General features: G+C 73.0%; 18 protein-coding genes. 1 reads left to right on the top strand and 17 read right to left on the bottom strand.

The window, feature by feature from the left end; genetic code table 11:
* Window positions 1–22: 22 nt before the first annotated feature.
* The 12 genes from B5D80_RS14725 to B5D80_RS14670 all read right to left on the bottom strand — a co-directional run bounded on the left by B5D80_RS14725 (window position 23) and on the right by B5D80_RS14670 (window position 12,683).
* A complete protein-coding gene (locus B5D80_RS14725) occupies window positions 23–955 on the bottom strand; it encodes a sugar phosphate isomerase/epimerase family protein (protein WP_088644433.1) in 933 nt (310 codons plus the stop codon).
* Window positions 952–1,899 carry an SCO3242 family prenyltransferase gene (locus B5D80_RS14720; protein WP_088644432.1) on the bottom strand — a complete coding sequence of 316 codons (948 nt, stop codon included), beginning with the start codon at window positions 1,897–1,899 and terminating at the stop codon, window positions 952–954. Before B5D80_RS14720 ends, B5D80_RS14725 begins: the two co-directional genes overlap by 4 nt.
* Window positions 1,896–3,044, bottom strand: coding sequence for an inositol-3-phosphate synthase (locus B5D80_RS14715; RefSeq protein ID WP_088644431.1), 1,149 nt, complete (start codon window positions 3,042–3,044; stop codon window positions 1,896–1,898). The genes B5D80_RS14720 and B5D80_RS14715 overlap by 4 nt, the downstream gene beginning before the upstream one ends.
* Before the next feature lie 457 nt (window positions 3,045–3,501).
* The gene (locus tag B5D80_RS14710) at window positions 3,502–4,710 is read right to left on the bottom strand and encodes a Gfo/Idh/MocA family protein (RefSeq protein ID WP_088644430.1); all 1,209 of its coding nucleotides are present in this window, start codon (window positions 4,708–4,710) and stop codon (window positions 3,502–3,504) included.
* Window positions 4,711–4,730: 20 nt separating this feature from the next.
* Complete coding sequence (locus B5D80_RS14705) at window positions 4,731–5,786, bottom strand: substrate-binding domain-containing protein (protein WP_088644429.1); 1,056 nt, start codon at window positions 5,784–5,786, stop codon at window positions 4,731–4,733.
* A 128-nt stretch (window positions 5,787–5,914) separates the two neighbouring features.
* Window positions 5,915–7,036 carry an ABC transporter permease gene (locus B5D80_RS14700; protein ID WP_088644428.1) on the bottom strand — a complete coding sequence of 374 codons (1,122 nt, stop codon included), beginning with the start codon at window positions 7,034–7,036 and terminating at the stop codon, window positions 5,915–5,917.
* Between the two features lie 31 nt (window positions 7,037–7,067).
* Window positions 7,068–8,657: a sugar ABC transporter ATP-binding protein gene (locus B5D80_RS14695; RefSeq protein WP_088644427.1), complete on the bottom strand. Its 1,590-nt coding sequence runs from the start codon at window positions 8,655–8,657 to the stop codon at window positions 7,068–7,070.
* Window positions 8,654–9,832 (bottom strand): ROK family transcriptional regulator, encoded by a 1,179-nt coding sequence (locus B5D80_RS14690; RefSeq protein WP_088644426.1) that lies wholly within the window; start codon window positions 9,830–9,832, stop codon window positions 8,654–8,656. Before B5D80_RS14690 ends, B5D80_RS14695 begins: the two co-directional genes overlap by 4 nt.
* Before the next feature lie 345 nt (window positions 9,833–10,177).
* A complete protein-coding gene (locus B5D80_RS14685; protein ID WP_088644425.1) occupies window positions 10,178–11,317 on the bottom strand; it encodes a YihY/virulence factor BrkB family protein in 1,140 nt (379 codons plus the stop codon).
* A gap of 148 nt (window positions 11,318–11,465) precedes the next feature.
* Window positions 11,466–11,657, bottom strand: a complete 192-nt coding sequence (locus B5D80_RS14680; RefSeq protein WP_088644424.1) for a DUF397 domain-containing protein — start codon at window positions 11,655–11,657, stop codon at window positions 11,466–11,468.
* A 19-nt stretch (window positions 11,658–11,676) separates the two neighbouring features.
* A complete protein-coding gene (locus B5D80_RS14675; RefSeq protein WP_088644423.1) occupies window positions 11,677–11,889 on the bottom strand; it encodes a DUF397 domain-containing protein in 213 nt (70 codons plus the stop codon).
* A complete protein-coding gene (locus tag B5D80_RS14670) occupies window positions 11,880–12,683 on the bottom strand; it encodes a helix-turn-helix domain-containing protein (RefSeq protein ID WP_245854578.1) in 804 nt (267 codons plus the stop codon). Before B5D80_RS14670 ends, B5D80_RS14675 begins: the two co-directional genes overlap by 10 nt.
* A gap of 433 nt (window positions 12,684–13,116) precedes the next feature.
* Here B5D80_RS14670 and B5D80_RS14665 point away from each other — a divergent pair, with 433 nt between their 5' ends.
* Window positions 13,117–13,380, top strand: coding sequence for a flavin reductase (locus B5D80_RS14665; RefSeq protein WP_245854576.1), 264 nt, complete (start codon window positions 13,117–13,119; stop codon window positions 13,378–13,380).
* A gap of 217 nt (window positions 13,381–13,597) precedes the next feature.
* Here the strand turns inward: B5D80_RS14665 and B5D80_RS14660 are convergent, their stop codons facing one another.
* From B5D80_RS14660 to B5D80_RS14640, 5 genes are all read right to left on the bottom strand, one after another.
* Window positions 13,598–14,209: a hypothetical protein gene (locus tag B5D80_RS14660; protein WP_088644421.1), complete on the bottom strand. Its 612-nt coding sequence runs from the start codon at window positions 14,207–14,209 to the stop codon at window positions 13,598–13,600.
* A complete protein-coding gene (gene dnaG / locus B5D80_RS14655; protein WP_088644420.1) occupies window positions 14,209–16,083 on the bottom strand; it encodes a DNA primase in 1,875 nt (624 codons plus the stop codon). Before dnaG ends, B5D80_RS14660 begins: the two co-directional genes overlap by 1 nt.
* Window positions 16,084–16,169: 86 nt before the next feature.
* On the bottom strand, window positions 16,170–17,813 hold the full coding sequence (locus B5D80_RS14650) for a BCCT family transporter (protein WP_088644419.1): 1,644 nt from the start codon (window positions 17,811–17,813) through the stop codon (window positions 16,170–16,172).
* A gap of 117 nt (window positions 17,814–17,930) precedes the next feature.
* On the bottom strand, window positions 17,931–18,764 hold the full coding sequence (locus tag B5D80_RS14645; RefSeq protein ID WP_088644418.1) for a siderophore-interacting protein: 834 nt from the start codon (window positions 18,762–18,764) through the stop codon (window positions 17,931–17,933).
* A 264-nt stretch (window positions 18,765–19,028) separates the two neighbouring features.
* Entirely contained in the window at window positions 19,029–20,312 is a 1,284-nt protein-coding gene (locus B5D80_RS14640; RefSeq protein ID WP_088644417.1) for a deoxyguanosinetriphosphate triphosphohydrolase, read from the bottom strand.
* Window positions 20,313–20,395: the final 83 nt, after the last annotated feature.

The raw sequence follows: 20,395 nt of genomic DNA, 5'->3' as shown, positions 1-20,395 counted from the left end.
AGGTGCGTACGGTCGGCGGTGGTCAGTCCGCCCCGGTGGTGCCGGCGGGCACGGGTGGCGCGCCCACCGCGAGACCGGCCTGCCGGGCGGCGGTGCGCAGGAAGTCCAGCGACCGGGCGGCCACGGTGGGCGCGGCGTGCGAGTGCCGGGGCAGCTCCACGGCGACGAGTCCCCGGTAGCCGCCGTCGGCCAGGGCCCGCAGCACCGGCGGGAAGTCGATCTCGCCGGTGCCGAACTCCAGGTGTTCGTGCACGCCCCGGCGCATGTCGTCGATCTGCACGTTGACCAGGTGGTCGGCCACCTGGCGTACACACTCCGGCACGGTCGCCGACTCCAGGCAGCGGCAGTGTCCGATGTCGAGGGTGATGCCGAAGCACGCCGGCTCGCCGAGGGCCCGGTGCAGCCACCGCCAGCCGGCGATGTCCTCGACCAGCATCCCCGGCTCCGGTTCGAAGCCCAGGGTGACCCCGACCCGGTCGGCGGCGGCCACCACCGTGGCGCAGCCGGCGACCAGCCGGTCCCGGGCCACCTCCGCGGGGACGTGGCCGGGCCGGACCCCGGCCCAGAACGAGACCGCCTCCGCGCCGAGGTCCGCGCCGACCCGCACCGCCCGTTGCAGGAAGTCGATCCGGCCGGCCGGGTCGTCGTGCAGCAGCGTCGGGGCGTGCTTGCGCCACGGGTCGAGCAGGTAGCGGGCACCGGTCTCGACCACCACGCCGAGGCCGAGCGCGGCCAGCCGGTGCGCCACCGCGTCGACCCGACGGGCCAGCCCCGGCGCGTACGGGTCGAGGTGGTCGTGGTCGAGGGTCAGCGCGACCCCCTCGTAGCCGAGGTCGGCCAGCACCGTCAGGGCGTCGTCGAGCCGGTGGTTGGCGAAGCCGTTGGTGCCGTAGCCGAACCGCAGCCGCTCCACGGCCGGCTCGTCGGCGGGGGTGGTGGGCGGTGGGGCGGTCATGTCGGGGAGAGCTTCCGGGCCAACCGGCCGCCCAGCGGCGCGGCGAGCGCAACCAGCGCGCCGACCAGCCCGGCGCCGGCCCGCGCGGTGAGCGCGCCCTGCAACGAGGGCAGCCCGGTGATGCCGGCCCCGACGGCGGCCCGGACCCGGCCGGCGGTGGGCTCGGCGGCGACCCGGGCCTGCGCGCCGCCGTACTGGGCGACGTACCAGCCGGCCAGGCCGACCGGCAGCGCGGCGGCGACCATCCCGGCCAGGGGACGCGGGGACGGCTCGGCGGCCAGGGGACGCGGGGACGGCTCGGCGGCCCGGGGGTGCGGGGCCGGCGTCGGGGTGGCGCGGCGGGGCAGGGTGGTGGCGGCCAGCGCGACCAGGGCGGTGCCGGCGAGGGTGCGCCGGGGCAGCGCCGCGTCGGCACCGCTGACCTCACGTCGGGACAGGGCGGTGACCGTCCAGGTGTGCGCGGCGACGGTGAGCGCCGCCGGCAGCGCCCGGACCGGCCGGCCGGGTGACGCGCCGAGCAGCACGTCCAGCCCCCGGCAGGCAGCCATCACGGCGGGACCGGCGGCGGTGTTCTTCGCCGCGAGGTCGTACCCCCAGATGGTGGCGGCGAGCGGGAGCGCGACGGCGGCGGCGCGGCGACCGCCCACGGCGGCGGCCAGGCCCAGGCCGGCGGCGGTGAGCCCGGCGGCGACCCCGGCGGCGGCGGCCGGGGTGATCCGGCCGCTCGGGATGGGCCGTTCCGGGCGTTCCTCGGCGTCCAGCCCCCGGTCGGCCCAGTCGTTGGCGGCCATCCCGGCCCAGTAGAGCAGCACCGACGCGCCGGCCAGCCCGGCGGTACGCGGGCCGAGCACCCCGGCCGCCGCCGCCCCGGCCACCAGGTCCCCCGGTACGGACAGCGCGGCCGGTGCCCGGACCAGCTCGGCCAGGTCGGCCAGGCTGGTCATCCGGCACCGCCGGCGTGCAGCTCCCGGGTGAAGTCGACGAGCCGCTGCCACTGGGTGCTCAGCGAGTGGGTGGGCGAGTCGATCGGGTCCTTGAAGAAGAACGCCAGTTCGGGCAGGGGGCCGACCCGGCCGGCGGCGTGCGCGGCGGCGGTGAGCCGGGCCAGGTCGAGCACCAGCGGGGCGGCCAGCGCGGAGTCGCAGCCGTGCCAGGTGAACTCCATCCGCATCCCGGTGCCGAGGAACCCGGCGAAGGTGATCAGATCCCAGGCGGTCTTGAAGTCGCCGAGGTCCTCGACGTAGTCGATCCGGGTGCCGCCCTGCGGCACGTAGCCGAGGGTCTCGCCGAGGACCCGCTGCTTGCTGTCCACCTTGGCGGCGTTGGCGCCCGGCTCGGCCAGGGTCGCCCCGTCGCCGCCGCCGAGCAGGTTGACCCCGGACCAGGAGCGGACCGCGAGGTTGCGCATCGCGAACATCGGGGCGAGCACCGACTTGACCAGGGTCTCCCCGGTCTTCCCGTCGTGCCCGGCGTACGGCAGGCCGCGCTGGGCGGCCAGCGCCGCGAGCGCCGGCAGGCGCAGCCCGGTGGACGGGGTGAAGTCGACGTACGGGCAGCCCGCCTCGACGGCCGCGTACGCGTAGAGCGAGCTGGGCGGCAGCACCTCGTCGGTGCCGGCGAGGGCGGCCCGCAGGGCGTCCGGGTCGGCGTGGCCGGGGTGCGTGGCGGGGGCGGGTTCGGTGGCGGAGACGTTGACCACCACCACCCGGTCCAGCCGGTGCCGGTCGCGGAACGCGGTCAGCTCGGCGGCGATGGCGGCGGCCCGGTCGGCCTGGCTGCCGCCGGTGGGCGCGGGCCGCAGGTCCTCCTCGACGGCGGTCAGGTCGGCGACGAGCGCGGCGGCCAGCCGGCCGGGCAGCACCCCGGCGGCGGCGAGCGCCTCGGCCCGCTTGGTCAGCGGGGTGGTGGCCACGTCGTGACCGCCGAAGACCAGGTCGGCGAAGGTGGGCAGGGCGGGCCCGCGCAGGTCGGGAAGTTCGGTGACGCAGCCGGTGGGGCCGGTGAGACCGGCCCGCAGGGCGAGGCCCCCGACGATGGCGGTGGTCGCGACGGAACCGCGCGCTCCCACCAGCCAGACACCCGTTCTCATGGTGCTCCTTCCGTCGGGTGGAAACGTCGCGTCGGTCGAGTCGTACGGTGGGGCGCGGGGTGGCCCCGCCCGCCCGTCGTGCGGGATGGCACCGGGCACGGCGACGACGTCGGCGGCATCGTCACCGCATCCGGTTCCCGTACGGCGTGCGGACGGGGCTGGCAGGCAGGGCCGGTTCGGCGTCTCGGCCCTGCCTCCCCGCATCCGGCCGACGGCGGCGGCGCGCCTCCGGCCGGACGACTGTGGTGGTGATCCGGTTTATCGAATCACGTTCATCAATGTTCTAACAGGCGGCCCTCCGGTGCGACCGGGGAATCCCGGTCCGGCCGCACCGGACGGCCGACGTGCGCGTGCCCCGGGCCGACGGCCCGGCGCACGCCCTCCGACACCGACCCCGGCCCGGCCGCGGGGCGCAACCGCGGCCGGTCCCTCGCCGGTCGGCGGCGGAGGTGGCTGGTCAGACGGCGAGCGCGGCCAGGGCCGGCTCGACGTCGGTCCACTGGGAACCGAGTTCCGCCGAACGGGTCACCGCGTCCAGCACGAGCTGGACCTGCAACGCGTCGGCGAACGACGGGGTCGGGTCGACGCCGGTGGCGACCGCCTCGACGAAGTCGCGCATCTCGTGCGTGAAGGAGTGCTCGTAGCCGATGATGTGACCCGGCGGCCACCAGGCCGCCATGTACGGGTGCTCGGCCTCGGTGACCAGGATGCGGGCGAACCCCTGCTCGGCCGTCGGCCGGGTGGCGTCGTAGAACTCCAGTTCGTTGAGGCGTTCCAGGTCGAACACCACCGAACCGAGCGATCCGTTGATCTCCACCCGGAGGGCGTTCTTGCGGCCGGTGGCGAACCGGGTCGCCTCGTACGTGGCCAGTGCCCCGTCGTCCAGCCGGGCCACGAAGATCGCGGCGTCGTCGACGGTGACCGTGCCGGTCGCCGTGGCGTCGCCGTCGACCTCGGCGGCCAGGCCGCTGGACGCGCCCGGCAGCGGACGCTCCTTGACGAACGTCTCGGTCACGGCGCTGACCCCGGTGATCCGTTGCCCGGTCACGTACTGGGTCAGGTCGATGATGTGCGCCCCGATGTCCCCGAGGGCACCGGAGCCCGCCTTGTCCTTCTCCAGCCTCCAGACCAGGGGGAACTGCGGGTCGACGATCCAGTCCTGGAGGTACGTCGCGCGGACGTGCCGGATCGTCCCGAGCCGTCCTTCGGCGACGAGCTGTCGCATCAGGGCGACGGCGGGCACCCGGCGGTAGTTGAACCCGCACATGGACCGGACCCCGGCGGCTGCCGCGGTGGCCGCGGCGGCGGTCATCGCCCGCGCCTCGTCCACCGTGTTGGCCAGCGGTTTCTCGCAGATCACGTGCTTGCCGGCGGCGAGCGCGGCGAGGGCGATCTCGGCGTGGCTGTCACCTGGTGTGCAGATGTCGACCACGTCGATGTCGTCCGAGTTGACCAGGGCACGCCAGTCGGTGGTGTGCGCGTCCCAGCCCAGCCGGTCGGCTGCCTCGGCGACCTTCGCGGCGTCCCGGCCGCAGATCTTCGCCATCCGAACCCGGGCGGGCAGGTCGTACACCCGGTTCACGGTGCGCCACGCCTGTGAGTGCGCGGCGCCCATGAACGAATACCCGATCATCCCGATCCGGAGTTCGCTGTCGTGAGTGGACAAGGTGGGTCTCCCCCCGTGTATCAGAACCCGAGCTTGAGGTAGTTGCTCGCGTTCTCCTTGGTGATCGTCTCCGAGGCGAGCACGATCTCCTTGGGCACCTGGAGTTCCACCAGGTCGGACATGCCCTTGCCCTGGGCGATGAGGCGGGCCAGGGAGATGGCCGAGGAGGCCATCGACGGGCTGTAGGTCACGGTCGCCTTGAGCACCGTGTTGTCGGCCTGGATGTCCTCCATGGCCTTCTTCGAGCCGGCGCCGCCGACCATGAAGAACTCCTTGCGGTTGGCCTGGTTGACCGCGGCCAGGACACCGATGCCCTGGTCGTCGTCGTGGTTCCAGACCGCGTCGATCTTCGGCAGGGCCTGGAACAGGCCGGTGGCCGCCTGCTGGCCGGAGTCGGCGGTGAACTCGGCCGGCCGCCGGTTGGCCACCTTGAACCCGGCCGTGGCCAGGGTGTCGGCGAAGCCCTTGGAGCGCTGCTGGGTCAGCTCCAGCGAGTCGATGCCGGGGATCTCACCGATCACCGGGTTGCTGACGCCCTTGGCCTTGAGCTGCTCCACGATGAAGTTCGCGGCGGCCACGCCCATGCCGTAGTTGTCGCCCATGATCTGCAGCCGGTAGGCCAGCGCGTCGGGGAACGCCCGGTCCAGGTTGACCACCGGGATGCCGGCCTTCATCGACTCCAGGCCGAACGCGTTGAGCTCCTTGCCGTCGTGCGGCAGCACCACGATGACGTCCGGCTTCTGGGCGACCAGGGTGGACAGCGCCGCCCGCTGGGCCGCCGCGTCCGCGCCGGCCTCGACGGTCTTGAAGTCCACGTCCGAGTACGCGCCGGCCTGCGCCTTGGCGTTGTTGGTGATGGCGGCGATCCAGCCGTGGTCGGCGGCGGGGGCGGAGAAGCCGATGGTGACCTTCTTGCCGGGGGCGGCGTTGCCGCCCTCGGCGTTGTCGGCCGCCTTGGTCTGCGCCGCGGTCGGTGTGGACTCGTTGCTGGTGCAACCGGCGAGGAGCACACCGGCGCCGACCGCCGCGCCGCCGAAGAGCAACCGGCGACGGGACAGGTCACGGGGCTGGGTCATGACGACCTCCAGGAAATGACGGATGGTGGGGGTGAAAAAGGTTGTGCTGATCCCGGCCACCGTCGGTGGCCGCCGGAATGCGGTGATGCGGAGGGTCGGGACGCGCCCGGTGGGGCGACGCGTCCGGGTCAGGCGGGGGTGGTCAGCTTGTTGCGGCTGAGGAACTGGGTGACGCTGCGGAACTGCACCTGCTGGATCAGGACGGCGCCGACGATGATGCCGCCCTTGACCATGTTCTGGGCCTCGGTGGACAGGCCGTTGATGGCGAAGAGGTTGGTGATGGTGGAGAAGATCAGCACCCCGAGCAGGGAGCCGATGATCGTGCCCCGGCCACCGCTGAGCAGCGTGCCGCCGATGATGGCCGCGGCGATCGCGTCCAGCTCGTACAGGTTGGCCATGGCCGCCTGGGCGGAGTTGGCCTGCGCGGTCAGCATGATCGCGGCGATGCCGCAGCACAGCCCGGACAGCGCGTAGAGCAGCAGGGTGTGCCGCCGGACGTTGATGCCGGCGAGCCGGGCCGCCTCCGGGTTGCCGCCGACGGCGACCGTACGCCGGCCGAAGGTGGTGCGGTTGAGCAGCACCCACCCGGCGGCGACCACGGCGGCGAGGATGTAGACCAGCAGCGGAATGCCGAGCAGGTCGGTGCTGGCGATGCCGTTGATGAAGGAGTTGTTCGACACCTGGGTCTGCTTGCCGGAGATCTGGGCGGCCAGACCCCGGGCGGCGACCATCATGGCCAGCGTGGCGATGAACGCCACCAGCCGCCCGTACGAGATGAGAATCCCGTTGACCAGGCCGACCGCGACACCCACCACGATCGCCGTGAAGATCATGCCGCCCGCGCCGTAGCTCTGGGTGGCGACCGTGGTCGCCCACACCCCGGCGAGGGCGACGATCGCGCCGACCGACAGGTCGATGCCGCCGCCGATGATCACGAAGGTCATCCCGACGGTGACCACCCCGACCACCGAGGCGAGCTTGAGGATGGTCAGCGTGTTGCCCCACACCCAGTCCGGGTTGGAGTAGAGATCCCAGCGGGTCGCGGCACCGATCACGATCAGCACCACCAGCACGCCGATCAGGCCGAGGTTACGCTTCGCGCCCTCGCCCCCGTCGCCGCTCCAGAACGACAACCCGCCCGTCCGCGGCTTCTCCTTGAGCGACGCCGTCACCGCCGGGTCTACCGGCGGGGACTGCGCCGGCAGGTCCGCCGGCCGGTCCGGCGTCGCGGTCCCGGTCGACTCACTCATGCCGTCACCTCGTTATGTCCACTGCGCTCGCTCATGCCGGCGCGCCTTCCATCAGAGACCCCGCCATGACGAGGTCGAGCACGGTGTTCTCGTCCAGTTCGCCGGCGGGCGCCTCGCGCACCATCCGGCCCTCCCGCATCACCAGCACCCGATCGGCCAGGCCGAGCACCTCGGGCACCTCGCTGGAGACCAGCAGCACGCCGACCCCCTGGGCGGCCAGGCCGCGGATCACCCGGTACAGCTCGGCACGGGCCCCCACGTCCACCCCCCGGGTCGGCTCGTCGAGCAGCAGCAACCGGGTGTCGCCGAGCAGCCAGCGCCCGACCACCACCTTCTGCTGGTTGCCGCCGGAGAGGGTGCGTACCGCCCGGCGCACGTCGTTGGGCCGGAGCTGGAGGTCGTCGGCGATCCGTTCCGCCTCGGCCCGCTCCCGCCCGGCGTTGGTGAAGCCGAGGCGGGCGTACCGGGTGAAGGTCGCCAGGGTGACGTTGCGGTGGATCGGCTCGCCGAGCAGCAACGCCTGGCTCTTGCGTTCCTCGGGGGCCATGCCCATGCCGGCCCGGACCGCCGCGCCGACGCTGCCCGGCCGCAGGGTCCGACCGCCCATCCGGATGGTGCCGGACTCGGCGCGCCGGGCCCCGTAGATCGTCTCCAGCAGTTCCGAGCGGCCGGAGCCGACCAGCCCGGCGATGCCGACGATCTCGCCGGGACGGACGCTGAGCGAGACGTCGGCGAACTCGCCGGTCCGGCTCAGCCCGTCGACCCGCAGCAGCTCGTCGCCGGTGGCCGGCGCGGCCGGGCGGTCCGGGAAGACGTACTCGATGGTCCGGCCGGTCATCCGGGCGACCAGGTCGCGGGTCGGGGTGTCGCGGGCCGGCAGGTTCGCCGCGGTGGTCCGGCCGTCCTTGAGTACGGTGACCCGGTCGCCGATCTCGCGGATCTCCTCCATCCGGTGCGAGATGTAGATGACCGCGATGCCCTGGGCGGTGAGTTCCCGGATGATCCGGAAGAGGTTGTCCACCTCGTCGTGCGCCAGCACCGCGCTCGGCTCGTCCATGATGATCAGCCGGGCCTCGTGGGACAGCGCGCGGGCCATGCTGACCACCTGCTTGCCGGCCGCCGGCAGCGCGCGCACCATCCGGCCGGGCGGGATCTCGCCGTGGCCGAGCCGGCTCAGGATCTCCCGGGTACGCCGGGCCATCAGGCCGCGCCTGACGAAACCGGCGACCTTCGGCTCGTGCCCGAGGAAGGCGTTCTCGGCGACCGACAGGTCCTCCACCAGGTCGAGTTCCTGGTAGATGGTGGCGATGCCGGCGCGCATGGCGGCCTGCGGGTTGGCGAAGTGCGCCGGTTCGCCGCGCCACTGCACCTGCCCGGAGTCGGGGCGGTGCACCCCGGCGAGCACCTTGATCAGGGTGGACTTGCCGGCGCCGTTCTGCCCGAGCAGGCAGTGCACCTCGCCGGCCCGCACCTCGAGCTGCACGCCGTCGAGGGCGCGGACGCCGGGGAAGGTCTTGACCACGTCGGTCAGCCGCAGCACCACCTCACCGGCGACGGTGTCGGCGGGGGCCTCGACCAGCGGGGCCTTGTCCCCGGTGGGGGAGGTCGGTTCCTTGCTCATGATGCCTCCCCGAAGGCGACGTCGCTGGCGAGGACGGCCGCGCCGGCCACTCCGGCGCGCGGTCCCAGCTCGGACAGGACGACCGGCAGGTTGCCGGTGGCCAGCGGCAGCGAACGGCGGTAGACCACGCTGCGGATCTCGGCGAGCAGGATGTGCCCGAGGTGGGCGAGCCCGCCACCGATGACGATCATCGACGGGTTGGTGAAGCTGACCAGGCCGGCGAGCACCTGGCCGACCCGGCGGCCCCCGTCGCGGATGAGCTGGATGCAGGTGACGTCGCCCTCGATGGCCGCCTCGGCGACGTCGCGGGCGGAGACCGCACCCCGGGCGGCCAGCCGCTCGGCCAGCGCCGGCGAGGTGCCGGTACGCGCCGCGATGGAGGCTTCCCGGGCCAACGCCGCCCCGCTGAACACGGCCTCCAGGCAACCGGCGTTTCCGCAGGTGCAGGCCGGTCCGCCGGCCTCGGCCTGGATGTGTCCGATGTCGCCGGCGCAGCCGTCGGTGCCCCGGTAGACCTCGCCGCTGAGGTAGATCCCGCACCCTATTCCGGTGCCGATCTTGACGAAGAGGAAGTCGTCGACCGAGTGGGCCACGCCGCCGTGCCGCTCGCCGATCGCCATGATGTTCACGTCGTTGTCGACCACCGCCGGGCACCCGTGCTCGCGGCTGATCAGCTCGCGTACCGGGTAGCGGTCCCAGCCCGGCATGATCGGCGGCGAGACCGGCACCCCGTCGCGGAAGCTGACCGGGCCGGGGACGCCGATGCCGACGCCGTTGAGCCGCTCGTACGCCCCGTCCACCCGGGCCTTGTGCAGCAGGTCGTTGACCCGGTGCAGGATGGCTTTCGGGCCGGAGCGGATGTCGGCCGGCTCGGCGTACGCGGCGATCGGTTCGAGCCGCCCGTTGACCACCTCGACGTCGATCGAGCTGGCGCCCATGTCGATGCCGGCGAACCGCAGGTCCGGGTTCAGCTCGACCAGGGTCGACCGGCGGCCGCCCCGGGACGCGGCCAGTCCGGCCTCGGCCACCAGGCCCAGCCCGACCAGCCGTTCCAACTCGGCGAGGAGCCGGGGCCGGGGCATCTGCAACCGGTCGCCCAGCTCGGCCCGGGACGCTGGCCCCTCGTCACGGAGCAGCCGTAACAGCTGCACGTGCAGGGGATCTGCCGTCCGCACGGGACTCACCTCCGCCTCAGGGTTCACATTGACGTCACGCCGTTGTGTTGTGGTCGACACAGTAGGAGACTTCCGTGGCACGTGTCCATAGCTTCGGTCGTTCCTCCGGCAACTTTCGTCCGAACGAACAAAAGCTACTAGTCGATCAAGAAAAGGTTGACAGACCGAGAAATCTCCGCAACGACCTGCTACGGGCACCGGGTGAGCGCTGCCCGTCGGGCCCGCAGCGGGCGGGGGAAGCATTACCGGACCGACCCCGGACATGACAAGACCCCGCCCCGCCACGGTCGACGCGGCAGGGCGGGGTCGGCAGGTCCGGCGGGCCTCCGGGGCCCGCGACGCGGGTCAGCGACCGGGGGCGGCGTTGCGCTTCTTGCGCAGCTTGCGGTCGTCACGCAGCTCGACGTACGGCTCCTCGTCCGGGTCGTGGCCGGCGGAGATGGCCCGGCCCCGCTCCAGCTCGGCGTCGAACTCGGCACCGAGCAGGATCGCGATGTTGCTCAGCCAGAGCCAGACCAGGAAGATGATCACGCCGGCCAGCGCCCCGTAGGTCTTGTTGTAGGACCCGAAGTTGCCCACGTACAGGGCGAACAGGCCGGAGACCAGCAGCCACAGCAGCACCGCCAGCACGCCACCCGGGCTGACCCAGCGGAACCCGCCGTGCCGGGCGTTCGGCGACGCCCAGTAGAGGATCGCGAACATCAGGCTGACCAGCACCAGCAGCACCGGCCACTTGGCGATGTTCCACACCGTCACCGCCGTCGAGCCCAACCCGATCGCGCTGCCGGCCTGCTCGGCGAGGCCACCGGTGAAGACCACGATCACCGCGGCGGCAAGCAGCAGCACCCCCACCAGGGCGGTCACCCCGAGCCGGATGGGCAGCGTCTTCCACACCGGCCGCCCCTCCGGCACGTCGTAGATGCTGTTCGAGGCGCGCATGAACGCGCCCACGTAGCCGGAGGCCGACCAGAAGGCGGCGACCAGACCGATGACGGCGGCGACGCTGGCCAGCCCACCCGACTGGCCGGCCTGGTCGATCGCGGTCTCGATGATGGTGCGGATGTTCTCCTCCGGCACCACCTGGCCGACGGTGTCCCGGACCCCGCTGGTGGCCCGCTCGCCGAGCAGCCCGAGGATCGAGATCAGCACCAGCATCCCGGGGAAGATCGACAGCACCCCGTAGTAGGTCAGCGCGGCGGCCCAGTCGGTCAGGCTGTCCTCCTGGAACTCCCGCCCGGTGCGCTTGAGCGCCGCCTTCCAGTCCGCCCGGTGCAGGTCGGTCGGGCTGTCCGGGCCGTCGTCGGGACCGACCGGCCGGGTACGCGCGTCGGCCTCCCACCGGTCGCCGCGCCGCCGGTCACCGGACCCGGGCTCACCCGACGGGCGGTCACCGGACCGCCGGTCCCCCGACCGGTCCCGGTCGTGCGGGGCTGCGGTCACGGTGGCCGCGTCGTCGCGGTCGGCGTGGGTCTCGTCGGAGGCCATCGCCCCTCCTCGGGGATCTGCGGATGTCGCCCTCCGACATGCCCCGCCGCAGCCGCCGCCTAACCACCGACCAGCGGCAGAGGTGACGACGGGCACTCCCCCGCCGCCGGGCGTGCCTGCATCGACCCGGGATCGGGCCGCCGGCCCGCTAAGCCTTTCTCGCCGTTGCGGCGACGAATGCCCGCCAGGCGTACGGGTCGAAGGCCAGCACCGGCCCACCCGGGTCCTTGGAATCCCGCACCATCACCACGCCGGAAAGCTCGTCCGCCACCTCGACGCAGTTTCCTCCCTGACCGTTACTACGGGTGCTCTTGCGCCACCGGGCGTCGCTCAGGTTCATGTCTCCGCCACTTCCGTCATCAGCTCAAGGCACTGCTGCTGCAATGGTGTCTCACCACTCCCGCCACGAACTCACGCCACGTGTCGGGGCCAAAGGCGAGCACCGGCCCCTCCGGGTCCTTGGAATCACGCACGGCCACCACGCCGGACAGGTTGTCGGCCACCTCGACGCAGGCCCCACCCTGCCCGTTGCTGCGGCTGCTCTTACGCCACCGGGCACCACTCAGTTCCATGTCTCCGCCATTTCCGCCATCAACTCAAGAGACTGCTGCTGCGATAGGGCCTCGCCCCGGATCGACTCCCACACCTCGACCATCTGCCGCAGAAAGTCGGAACGGTCGATCACCTGCCCGTGGAGCTGACCTTCCTGGTAGACGACATCCTCCCCCTGCCCAGAGGTGGCGATCACGAAGGGGCCGTTGATGCCAGGGTACGCGCCGGCAGTTTGCGGGACGACCTGGATGCGGACCCGGGGGAGCGCCGAGCCAAGCTTCACCAGATGATGCAGTTGCTCACGCATGACCTCCGATTCTCCAATGCGGCGACGCAGCACATATTCGTCAATGACGGCAGTGAGCAGCGGTGGCCGGTCGCGGGAGAGGACGGCCTGACGATCCAGCCGAGCCGTCACCTGCTGCTCGATCTCGTCAGGTGCGAACAGCCCACCGCCAGACAGCAGCGCATGGGCATAAGCCTCGGTTTGCAATAGGCCCGGCACGCAGATCGGCTCGAACCAGCGCAGCGCCGTCGCCTCGTACTCGATGCCGGTCCAGTCCCGCGCCCAGGGCACCACGGTTTCCCGGCTGATCCGGCGTTGGATTCGTTCGAAACGGCCGTCGGTGGTGAACACCGTGTCGCAGCGGCGGGCGAAGTCCAGGCTCGGCCGACGTTCGCAGGTCTCCACCTTGGCGACCAGGGCACCCGAATAGCTCAGCGCCTCGGCCAGCGCCGCCTGGGACATGCCGTGACCGGCCCGGGTGAGCCGCAGTTCCTCCGCGAAGTGGTCCAGCATGGACGAGCGTTCCACCAGACAGCCTCCGTACATGTTCGTACCGCCCGGGAGCGGCCGGCCCACGCCCCGGTCGTCGGTAGGGCGGACCTCCCACCGTAGTCGGATCATCAACAGACTGTCACCCAGCGGGACCGCTCCCGGGATCGGACGGTGGGCGGAACCAGGCCGGGAGCGTCCGTCGGTGTCGTCGGCGGGCGCTCCCCTCCAGCATCGACGGAGGCTCGACCATGCGACAGGTTCTCGGATCGCGCGGCGGATTCCCGGGGCACCCCGGCCCCCGCGCCGGTCGACCGGATCGGCCCCCACCGGGCCACGACGGGTCGGGGCGCAGCCGCCCGGCCTGCGGTGATCCCGGCCGGGGCAGGTCGGGCGGCGGCCATTGCACCCGGGTCGGGCCGGGTGGAAACGTGCGGGCGGGTCGGCGCTGATGCCCCGGTACCGTCCCCACGTGGCCGCCCGCCCCTCCTGGCGGTGCCGGGTGTGCGGGGCGGCCTGGCCGTGCTCCCCGGCCCGGCTGGCGCTGCTCGGCGAGTACCGCGAGGATCGCACCGCCCTGCTCGTCTACCTGGGCCTCCTGCTGGGCGAAGCCATGGACGACCTCGCCGCCCTGCACGACGGCGTCGCACCACCCGGCCTCACCGACCGCATCGTCACCTGGGCACGATCCCGGCGACCCGACCACCCCGGCACACCTGACCCCGCCGACCGCTGACGCACGGTTGCGTGGGGATCTTGGAGGTCTTCGGCCCTCCCGGGGGCCATTTGCCACCAAGATCCGTCGCGGCAAATCATGATCGACTCAGCGGGGTCGATACAGCGGCATCAGGTCGCGGTGATACCGCTATGTCGCCGACTGAGCGCGATCTCCACCCCGCGACCAGGCCGAAGGCGGTACGGGCGATCGGCCGCCCCACGACCACGCCGAGGGGTCAGAGGTCGGCGGGGGCGGTGGCGGCGCGGGCGGCGGCGACGAGCTGGTCGGTCTCGGCGCGTACCTCGTCGGCGTCGACCGGGGTGCCGGGGTCGTAGCGGACCGTCCAGGTCAGACCGTCCGACCCGGCCACCCGCCGGGCCGCGATCCGCCCCGAGCCGCCGGGCACCGGGTGCTGCTGGGTGTACGCCACCGAGCGGGTCACCCTGGCCCGCACCTGGTGCGGCAGGTCACCCGGGTCGAGCAGCAGGTACGTCTCGGCGGGACCGTCGGCGACCACCAGGTAGCCGTCCCGCTCGGCAGCCGTCGCGGCCGGGGTGACCGTCAACTCCCGCCCGGACCAGACGGCCTTGAGGATGTCGTGCCAGCCCAACCGCTCCGCCCGGCCCGGCAGCCAGAGCCCGAGGTTGGTGGCCACCAGCACCCCGTCACCGGCAGCACCACCACCGGCACCGGCCGACTCACCGCCACCGGCCGACGTGCCCTCGGCAGGCGGCGCGCCGCTGCTGCCGCCCTTGCCGGGGGCGGCCCAGGCCAGGACGCGTTCACCGGCGGCCAGGGGTGGGCGGACGGCGGACGGCATCCTGCGTTTGCGGCCGAACAGTCCCATCAGAGTCCTCCCGCGGCCTGCTCGCGTAGGGCCCGCGCGTGCTGTTCCAGCGAGAGCAGTTCCCCGAACAGGGCGAAGTACTCGTCCTTCTGGTTGACCGGGTTGATCCGCTGGATCTTGGACTTGAGGTCCCTGATCCGGGCGGTCACCGAGCCCCACTGCAACCGGGCCATGGTGATCGAGACGTACCTCGGGTCGGGCTCGCCGTCGAGCCGCAGCGGTTCCACGGCCAGCTCGCCGACCAGCGCCTGGGCGGCCAGGTCGGTGCAGGCGTCCCGGACCGCCTCGATCCACACCGCGCCGCCGGCCGCGACGGCCACCCCGCCCGCCGCCGCGATCGCGGTACGCACCTCGACGTGCACCGGGTGCCGGTACTCGGCGGCCTCGACGGCGTCGAACATCGGGCCGGCGAGGACGGGCTCCTGGAGGGCGAGCTTCAACGCCTCCCGCTCGACCATCGACTCCGGACTGTCCACGGCGGGCACGGCGGGCCGGGCCCGACCCCGGGGCGGGGCCGGGGCCTCCCGCTCACCGGGAGCGTTGGCGGCGGCCAGCACCGCCCGCTGCACCGGCTCGATCTCCATGCCGAGGTCACCGGCGAGCTTGCGGACGTACTCGGGACGCTTCTCCAGGTCTTTGATCTTGGCAACCAGCGGGGCGGCCCGGCGCATCGCCTCCACCCGGCCGTCCACCGTGTCCAGGTCGTAGCGGTTGAGCACGTGCCGCAGGGCGAAGTCGACGAGCGGCTCGCGGCGGGCCACCAGGTCACGGATCGCCAGGTCGCCCTTTGCCAACCGCAGGTCGCACGGGTCCATGTTGTCCGGGCTGACCGCGATGAAGGTACGCCCGACGAAGCGCTGGTCGTCCTCGAAGGCGCGCAGCGCGGCCTTCTGCCCGGCGGCGTCCCCGTCGAACGTGAAGATCACCTCACCGGCCACCGCGTCGGTGTCGAGCAGCAGCCGGCGCAGCACACCGATGTGGTCGGTGCCGAAGGCGGTGCCGCAGGTCGCCACGGCGGTGGGGACGCCGGCCAGGTGGCAGGCCATCACGTCGGTGTAGCCCTCGACGACGACCACCCGGCCCTGCTTGGCGATCTCCCGTTTGGCCTGGTCGATGCCGTAGAGGACGTGCGACTTCTTGTAGATCGGCGTCTCGGGGGTGTTCAGGTACTTCGGGCCGTCGTCCTCGTCGAAGAGTTTCCGCGCCCCGAAGCCGATCACGTCACCGGCGATGTCCCGGATCGGCCACATCAGCCGGCGGCGGAACCTGTCGATCAGGGTGCCCGAGCGCGACGGCCGGGACAGCCCACCGGTGACCAGCTCGTCGTGGCTGAACCCCTGCTGGCGCAGGTGCTTGGTGAGCAGGTCCCAGGCGTCCGGGGCGAAGCCGCAGCCGTACCGCTGCGCGGCGGCCCGGTCGAAACCGCGCCGGGCCAGGAACTCCCGCGCCGGACGCGCGCCGGCCGTGGTGAGCTGCGCCTGGTAGAACTCCACGGCGGCGGCGTGCGCGGCCACCAGCCGCTGCTTCTGCCCCTGCTGCGGGCGGGCCCGGGGGGCCGACTGGTCGTTCTCGACGTACCGGAGCTGGATGCCGGCGCGGTCGGCGAGCCGCTCGACGGACTCGACGAAGGTGAGATGCTCGGCGTCCATCAGGAACTTGATCGCGTCGCCGCCGACGCCGCAGCCGAAGCAGTAGAAGACGTTACGGGCCGGCGAGACGTTGAACGACGGGCTCTTCTCGTCGTGGAACGGGCACAGCCCCTTGAGGTTGCCGCCGCCCGCCGACTTGAGGGTCACCGTGTCCGAGATCACCTCGGCGATGGAGGTGCGCTCGCGGACCAACGCGATGTCCTCGTCCCTGATCCGCCCAGCCATGCGGTGCCACCCCCTCGGCCCTCCATCCTGCCCTGCCGGGCCGACGATCCGTCGGGCGGGGGACGGGCGGGTGGCGGACGCCCGGCTCAGCGGGGAGGACGGTGCAGCCAGCGGGTGACCGGTGGCGCGTCCTCCTCGTCGTACGACCGGGCGGCCCGCACGGCGGCGGCCAGGCCGGACCGGCGGCCCCGGTCCGGGTGCCCGGCGACCGCCGGGTCCCAGGCCATGTCGCGCAGCAGCGCCACGGCGAGTCCGAGCATCACCACCACGAACGGCAGCGCCACCATGATGGTCGCCTGTTGCAGGGCGGCCAGGCCCCCGGCGAGCAGCAGCGCGGCGGCGACCGCCCCGATCAGCACCCCCCAGAGCACCACGAGTACGCGGTGCGGGCGCAGTGCGCCGCCCGAGGTGAGCGACCCCAGCACCAGCGACGCCGAGTCGGCGCTGGTCACGAAGTAGAGCGCGATGAGCACCATGGCCAGCACGCTGGTGACGGTCCCCAGCGGGAGCGCGTCCAGCAGCCCGAACAGCGCCTGCTCGCTGCCCGCCCCGACGTCCGCCACCAAGTCGCGGGTGCCGCTGGCCTGGGTACGCAGGGCGCTGCCGCCCATGATCGCGAACCAGATCGCGCTGGCCCCGCTGGGCACCAGCAGGACCCCGACCAGGAACTGACGTACGGTCCGCCCGCGCGAGATCCGCGCGATGAAGGTGCCGACGAACGGCGCCCAGGAGATCCACCAGGCCCAGTAGAAGATCGTCCAGGACCCGAGCCACGCCGGGTCGGAGAACGCGCCGGTACGGGTGGACATGAACACCAGGCGACTGAGGTAGTCACCGACCGACGCGGGCAGCACCTCCAGCGTGTAGATCGTCGGCCCCACCACGAACACGAAGACCATCAGCAGTACGGCCAGCAGGACGTTGGTGGTGGACAGCCACTTGACGCCCCGGTGCAGGCCGGAGAAGGCCGAGACGACGAAGGCCAGGGTGAGCGCGCCGATCACGGTCAGCTCCACCGACCTGGTGTCCGGCACCCCGGCCACCAGGTCCAGACCGGCGGCCACCTGGAGCGCGCCGAGGCCGAGGCTGGTGGCCGAACCGAAGACCGTGGCGAAGACGGCGAGCAGGTCGACGGCCCGACCGGCCACCCCGTCGGCCCGCGCGCCGAACAGCGGGCGGAACGCGGCCGAGATCCGATTGTCCCGCCCCCTACGGAAGGTCGAGTACGCCAGCGCCAGCGCGGTGACGGCATAGATGCCCCACGGGTGCAGCGTCCAGTGGAAGAGCGTGTACTGCATGGCCGCCGCACCGGCAGCCGGGGTCTGTGCCGCGACGCCGGTGGCCGGTGGCGGGGTGGCATAGTGCTGGATCGGCTCGGCCACCGCGAAGAAGACCAGACCGATGCCCATCCCTGCGCTGAACATCATGGCGACCCAGGCCAGCGTGTCGAACTCCGGCTGGTCGTCGTCGGCACCCAGCCGGATCCGGCCGTAGCGGGAGGCCGCGACGACCACCGCGAGCACCAGGAACGCGTCCGCCGCGACGACGAAGAACCAGCCGAAGGTGCCGATCACCCAGGCCAGCCCGGACTCGCCGAAGTCGGCAAGCGAACCGCGCGCGGACACCCCCCAGAGCACGACCGCCAGCACCCCGCCGACGCCCAGGGCGAGCACCACCGGGTCGGGCCTGCCACCCGTTCGCGTACCTACGTCCCGCGCCCCCTCGGCCATGGTCACATCGTCCCGGCCGGCGGGCGCGGCAGCGGGCGCTTTCCGCCCATTTCCACGCCCCGTGGACGGCCGAGGTCGTGAACCGCACGCGGCGACGACCGATCCGGGTCACCCCGCTCAGCCGACGGCGGCCGCCTCCTCGGCCTCGACCTGCCGGTTCCAGTCGGGCTTGGTGGAGCGCCAGCCCTCGTCGTCCATGCCCTGCCGCCAGTAGCCGGAGATCGACAGCGCCTCCCGGGGCACCGACCGCTCGACCCGCAGCAGCCGGCGCAGCTCCTTGACGAAGGTGGCCTCGCCGTGCACGAAGGCGTGCACCCGGCCGGGCGGGAACTCCAGCGCCCGTACCGCCTCGACCAGCGCCGCGCCGACCGGCCGGTCGCCCCGGTGCAGCCAGGTCAACGCCACCGCGCCGGGGCTGGGCAACGACTGCTCGTCGGCCGGGTCGGCGATCTCGACCAGGACGACCGCCGGGGCACCCTCGGGCAGCCGCTCCAGCGCCGCGCCGATCGCCGGCAGGGCGCTCTCGTCACCCACCAGCAGGTGCCAGTCCGCCGTCGGGTCCGGCGCGTACGCCCCGCCGGGGCCGACGAACAGCACCTCGTCGCCGGGACGCAGCCGGGCCGCCCACGGGCCGGCCAACCCCTCGTCGCCGTGGTGCACCACGTCGATGGTCAGCTCGCCGGCCGCCGCGTCCCAGGCCCGCACGGTGTACGCGCGCAGCCGGGGCCACTGCTCCCGGGGCAGCTCCCGCTTGACCGCCGCCAGGTCCAGCGGCCTCGGCAGGTCCACCCCCTCGGGCGGGAAGACCAGCTTGACGTAGTGGTCGGTGAACTCCCCCACCGGCAGGCCGGCCAACTCCTCCCCACCGAGAACGAGCCGGACCAGGTGCGGGGTGGGCCGTCCGGTCCGCACCACCCGCGTCGCAGTAACCATCTTGGAGCGCTCCGCCATAGAACTAAGGCTACCCTAACTCCCCAACCCCCTCCCTCCCCCACCCCCGCTCCCCACTCCGCGGTGATCAAGAGGTTTGCGTCAACCTCCCCGGTGATCAAGAGATTCGCGTCAATCCAGAGATCAACTTTGACGCAAACTTCTTGATCAACTGACGCAAACCTCTTGATCACCGGAGCGAGGGGCTGGGGCGGGAGCGAGGGGCGCGGGCGCGGGGGCGAGTGCGGGAGCGGGAGCGGGAGCGGAGAGGGGTGGGGCCTGGCTTCAGGTGAGGTGGGTGTGCCAGGTCAGGGCGGCGGGGTCGGTGAGGGAGGCGACCTGGTCGATGACGACGCGCAGCCGGGCGGGGTCGTCTCCGGCCTGCCGCCACAGCGGGGCGAAGACCGGGTCGAGGGCGTCCGGGGCGCGGTCGGCGAGCACGGTGACCAGTTCGGTGAGGACGTCCCGCTGACGGTCGTAGCGGGCGCGGGCGTCCGGGCGGCACATCACGTACCGCCAGGCGATGCCCTTGAGCAGGGCACACTGCGCCCTGATCCGGCGTGGCACGACCAGGTCGGCGGCGTAGCGGCGGTGCGGGCCGGGGCCGAAGCGGTCCCGGGTCGCCCCGACCACGGTCGCCACGAACCGGCCGGTGAGCACACTGGTGGTGGCCTTGAGGGCGACCTGCGCGCGGTGGCTGCCGTCGTACCCGGCCAGCGGGGTGAGCGCCGGGTCGGCGAGCAACTCGACGAGCACCCCGCCGAGGTCGTCCGGGGACTCCCCGGAGTAGACGGCGGCCACGTCGACGCAGAGCGCGGCGCGTTCGTCCGGGTCGTGCAGGAGCGGACGCAGCGAGACGTAGCCGCCGTGGATGCCGTCCTCGACGTCGTGCACCGAGTACGCCACGTCGTCGGCCCAGTCCATCACCTGCGCCTCCAGGCAGCGGCGGGCCCCACCGGACGGGTCGGGATCGGCGGGGGCGGGGCTGCCGGCGCGCAGCCAGTCGAAGACCGGGCGGTCGTCGCCGTACACGCCGAACTTGCGCAGCCCGGGGCGGCGGGGCCACGGGTACTTACTGACCGCGTCGAGCGCGGCCCGGGTGAGGTTGAGCCCGGCGGGGCTGCCGTCCGGGGCGAGCACCTTCGCCTCCAGCCGGGTGAGCACCCGCAGCGTCTGCGCGTTGCCCTCGAAGCCGCCGCAGGACGCGGCGAGCCCGTCGAGGGTGTCCTCGCCGTTGTGCCCGAACGGCGGGTGCCCGAGGTCGTGGGCCAGCCCGGCGGTGTCCACCAGGTCGGGGTCGCAGCCGAGCCGGGCACCCATCTCCCGGGCGATCTGCGCCACCTCCAGCGAGTGGGTCAACCGGGTACGCAGGAAGTCGTCGGTGCCGGCCACGTGCACCTGGGTCTTCGCGGCGAGCCGGCGGAACGCCGCCGAGTGCAGCACCCGGGCCCGGTCCCGCTCGTACGGGGACCGGCCGTGGCCGGTGTCCTTGGGCGTCTCCTCGACCCACCGTTGCGCGTCGGCCGGGTTCCCCTCGACGCCTGGTGGTCGGGCGGGCGGCTCCACCATCCGGCCTCCCCTCCACGTCGTACCCCATGGTCGCGGGAGCCCAGGTTACGCCGCACCGCGCCGCAGGGCGCGCGCACCGGGAA

It is taken from the genome of Micromonospora wenchangensis (assembly GCF_002210435.1).
Classification (GTDB): domain Bacteria; phylum Actinomycetota; class Actinomycetes; order Mycobacteriales; family Micromonosporaceae; genus Micromonospora; species Micromonospora wenchangensis.
The sequence above is the reverse complement of the archived record's forward strand: the minus strand, read 5'-3'. Positions and strand labels throughout refer to the sequence as shown.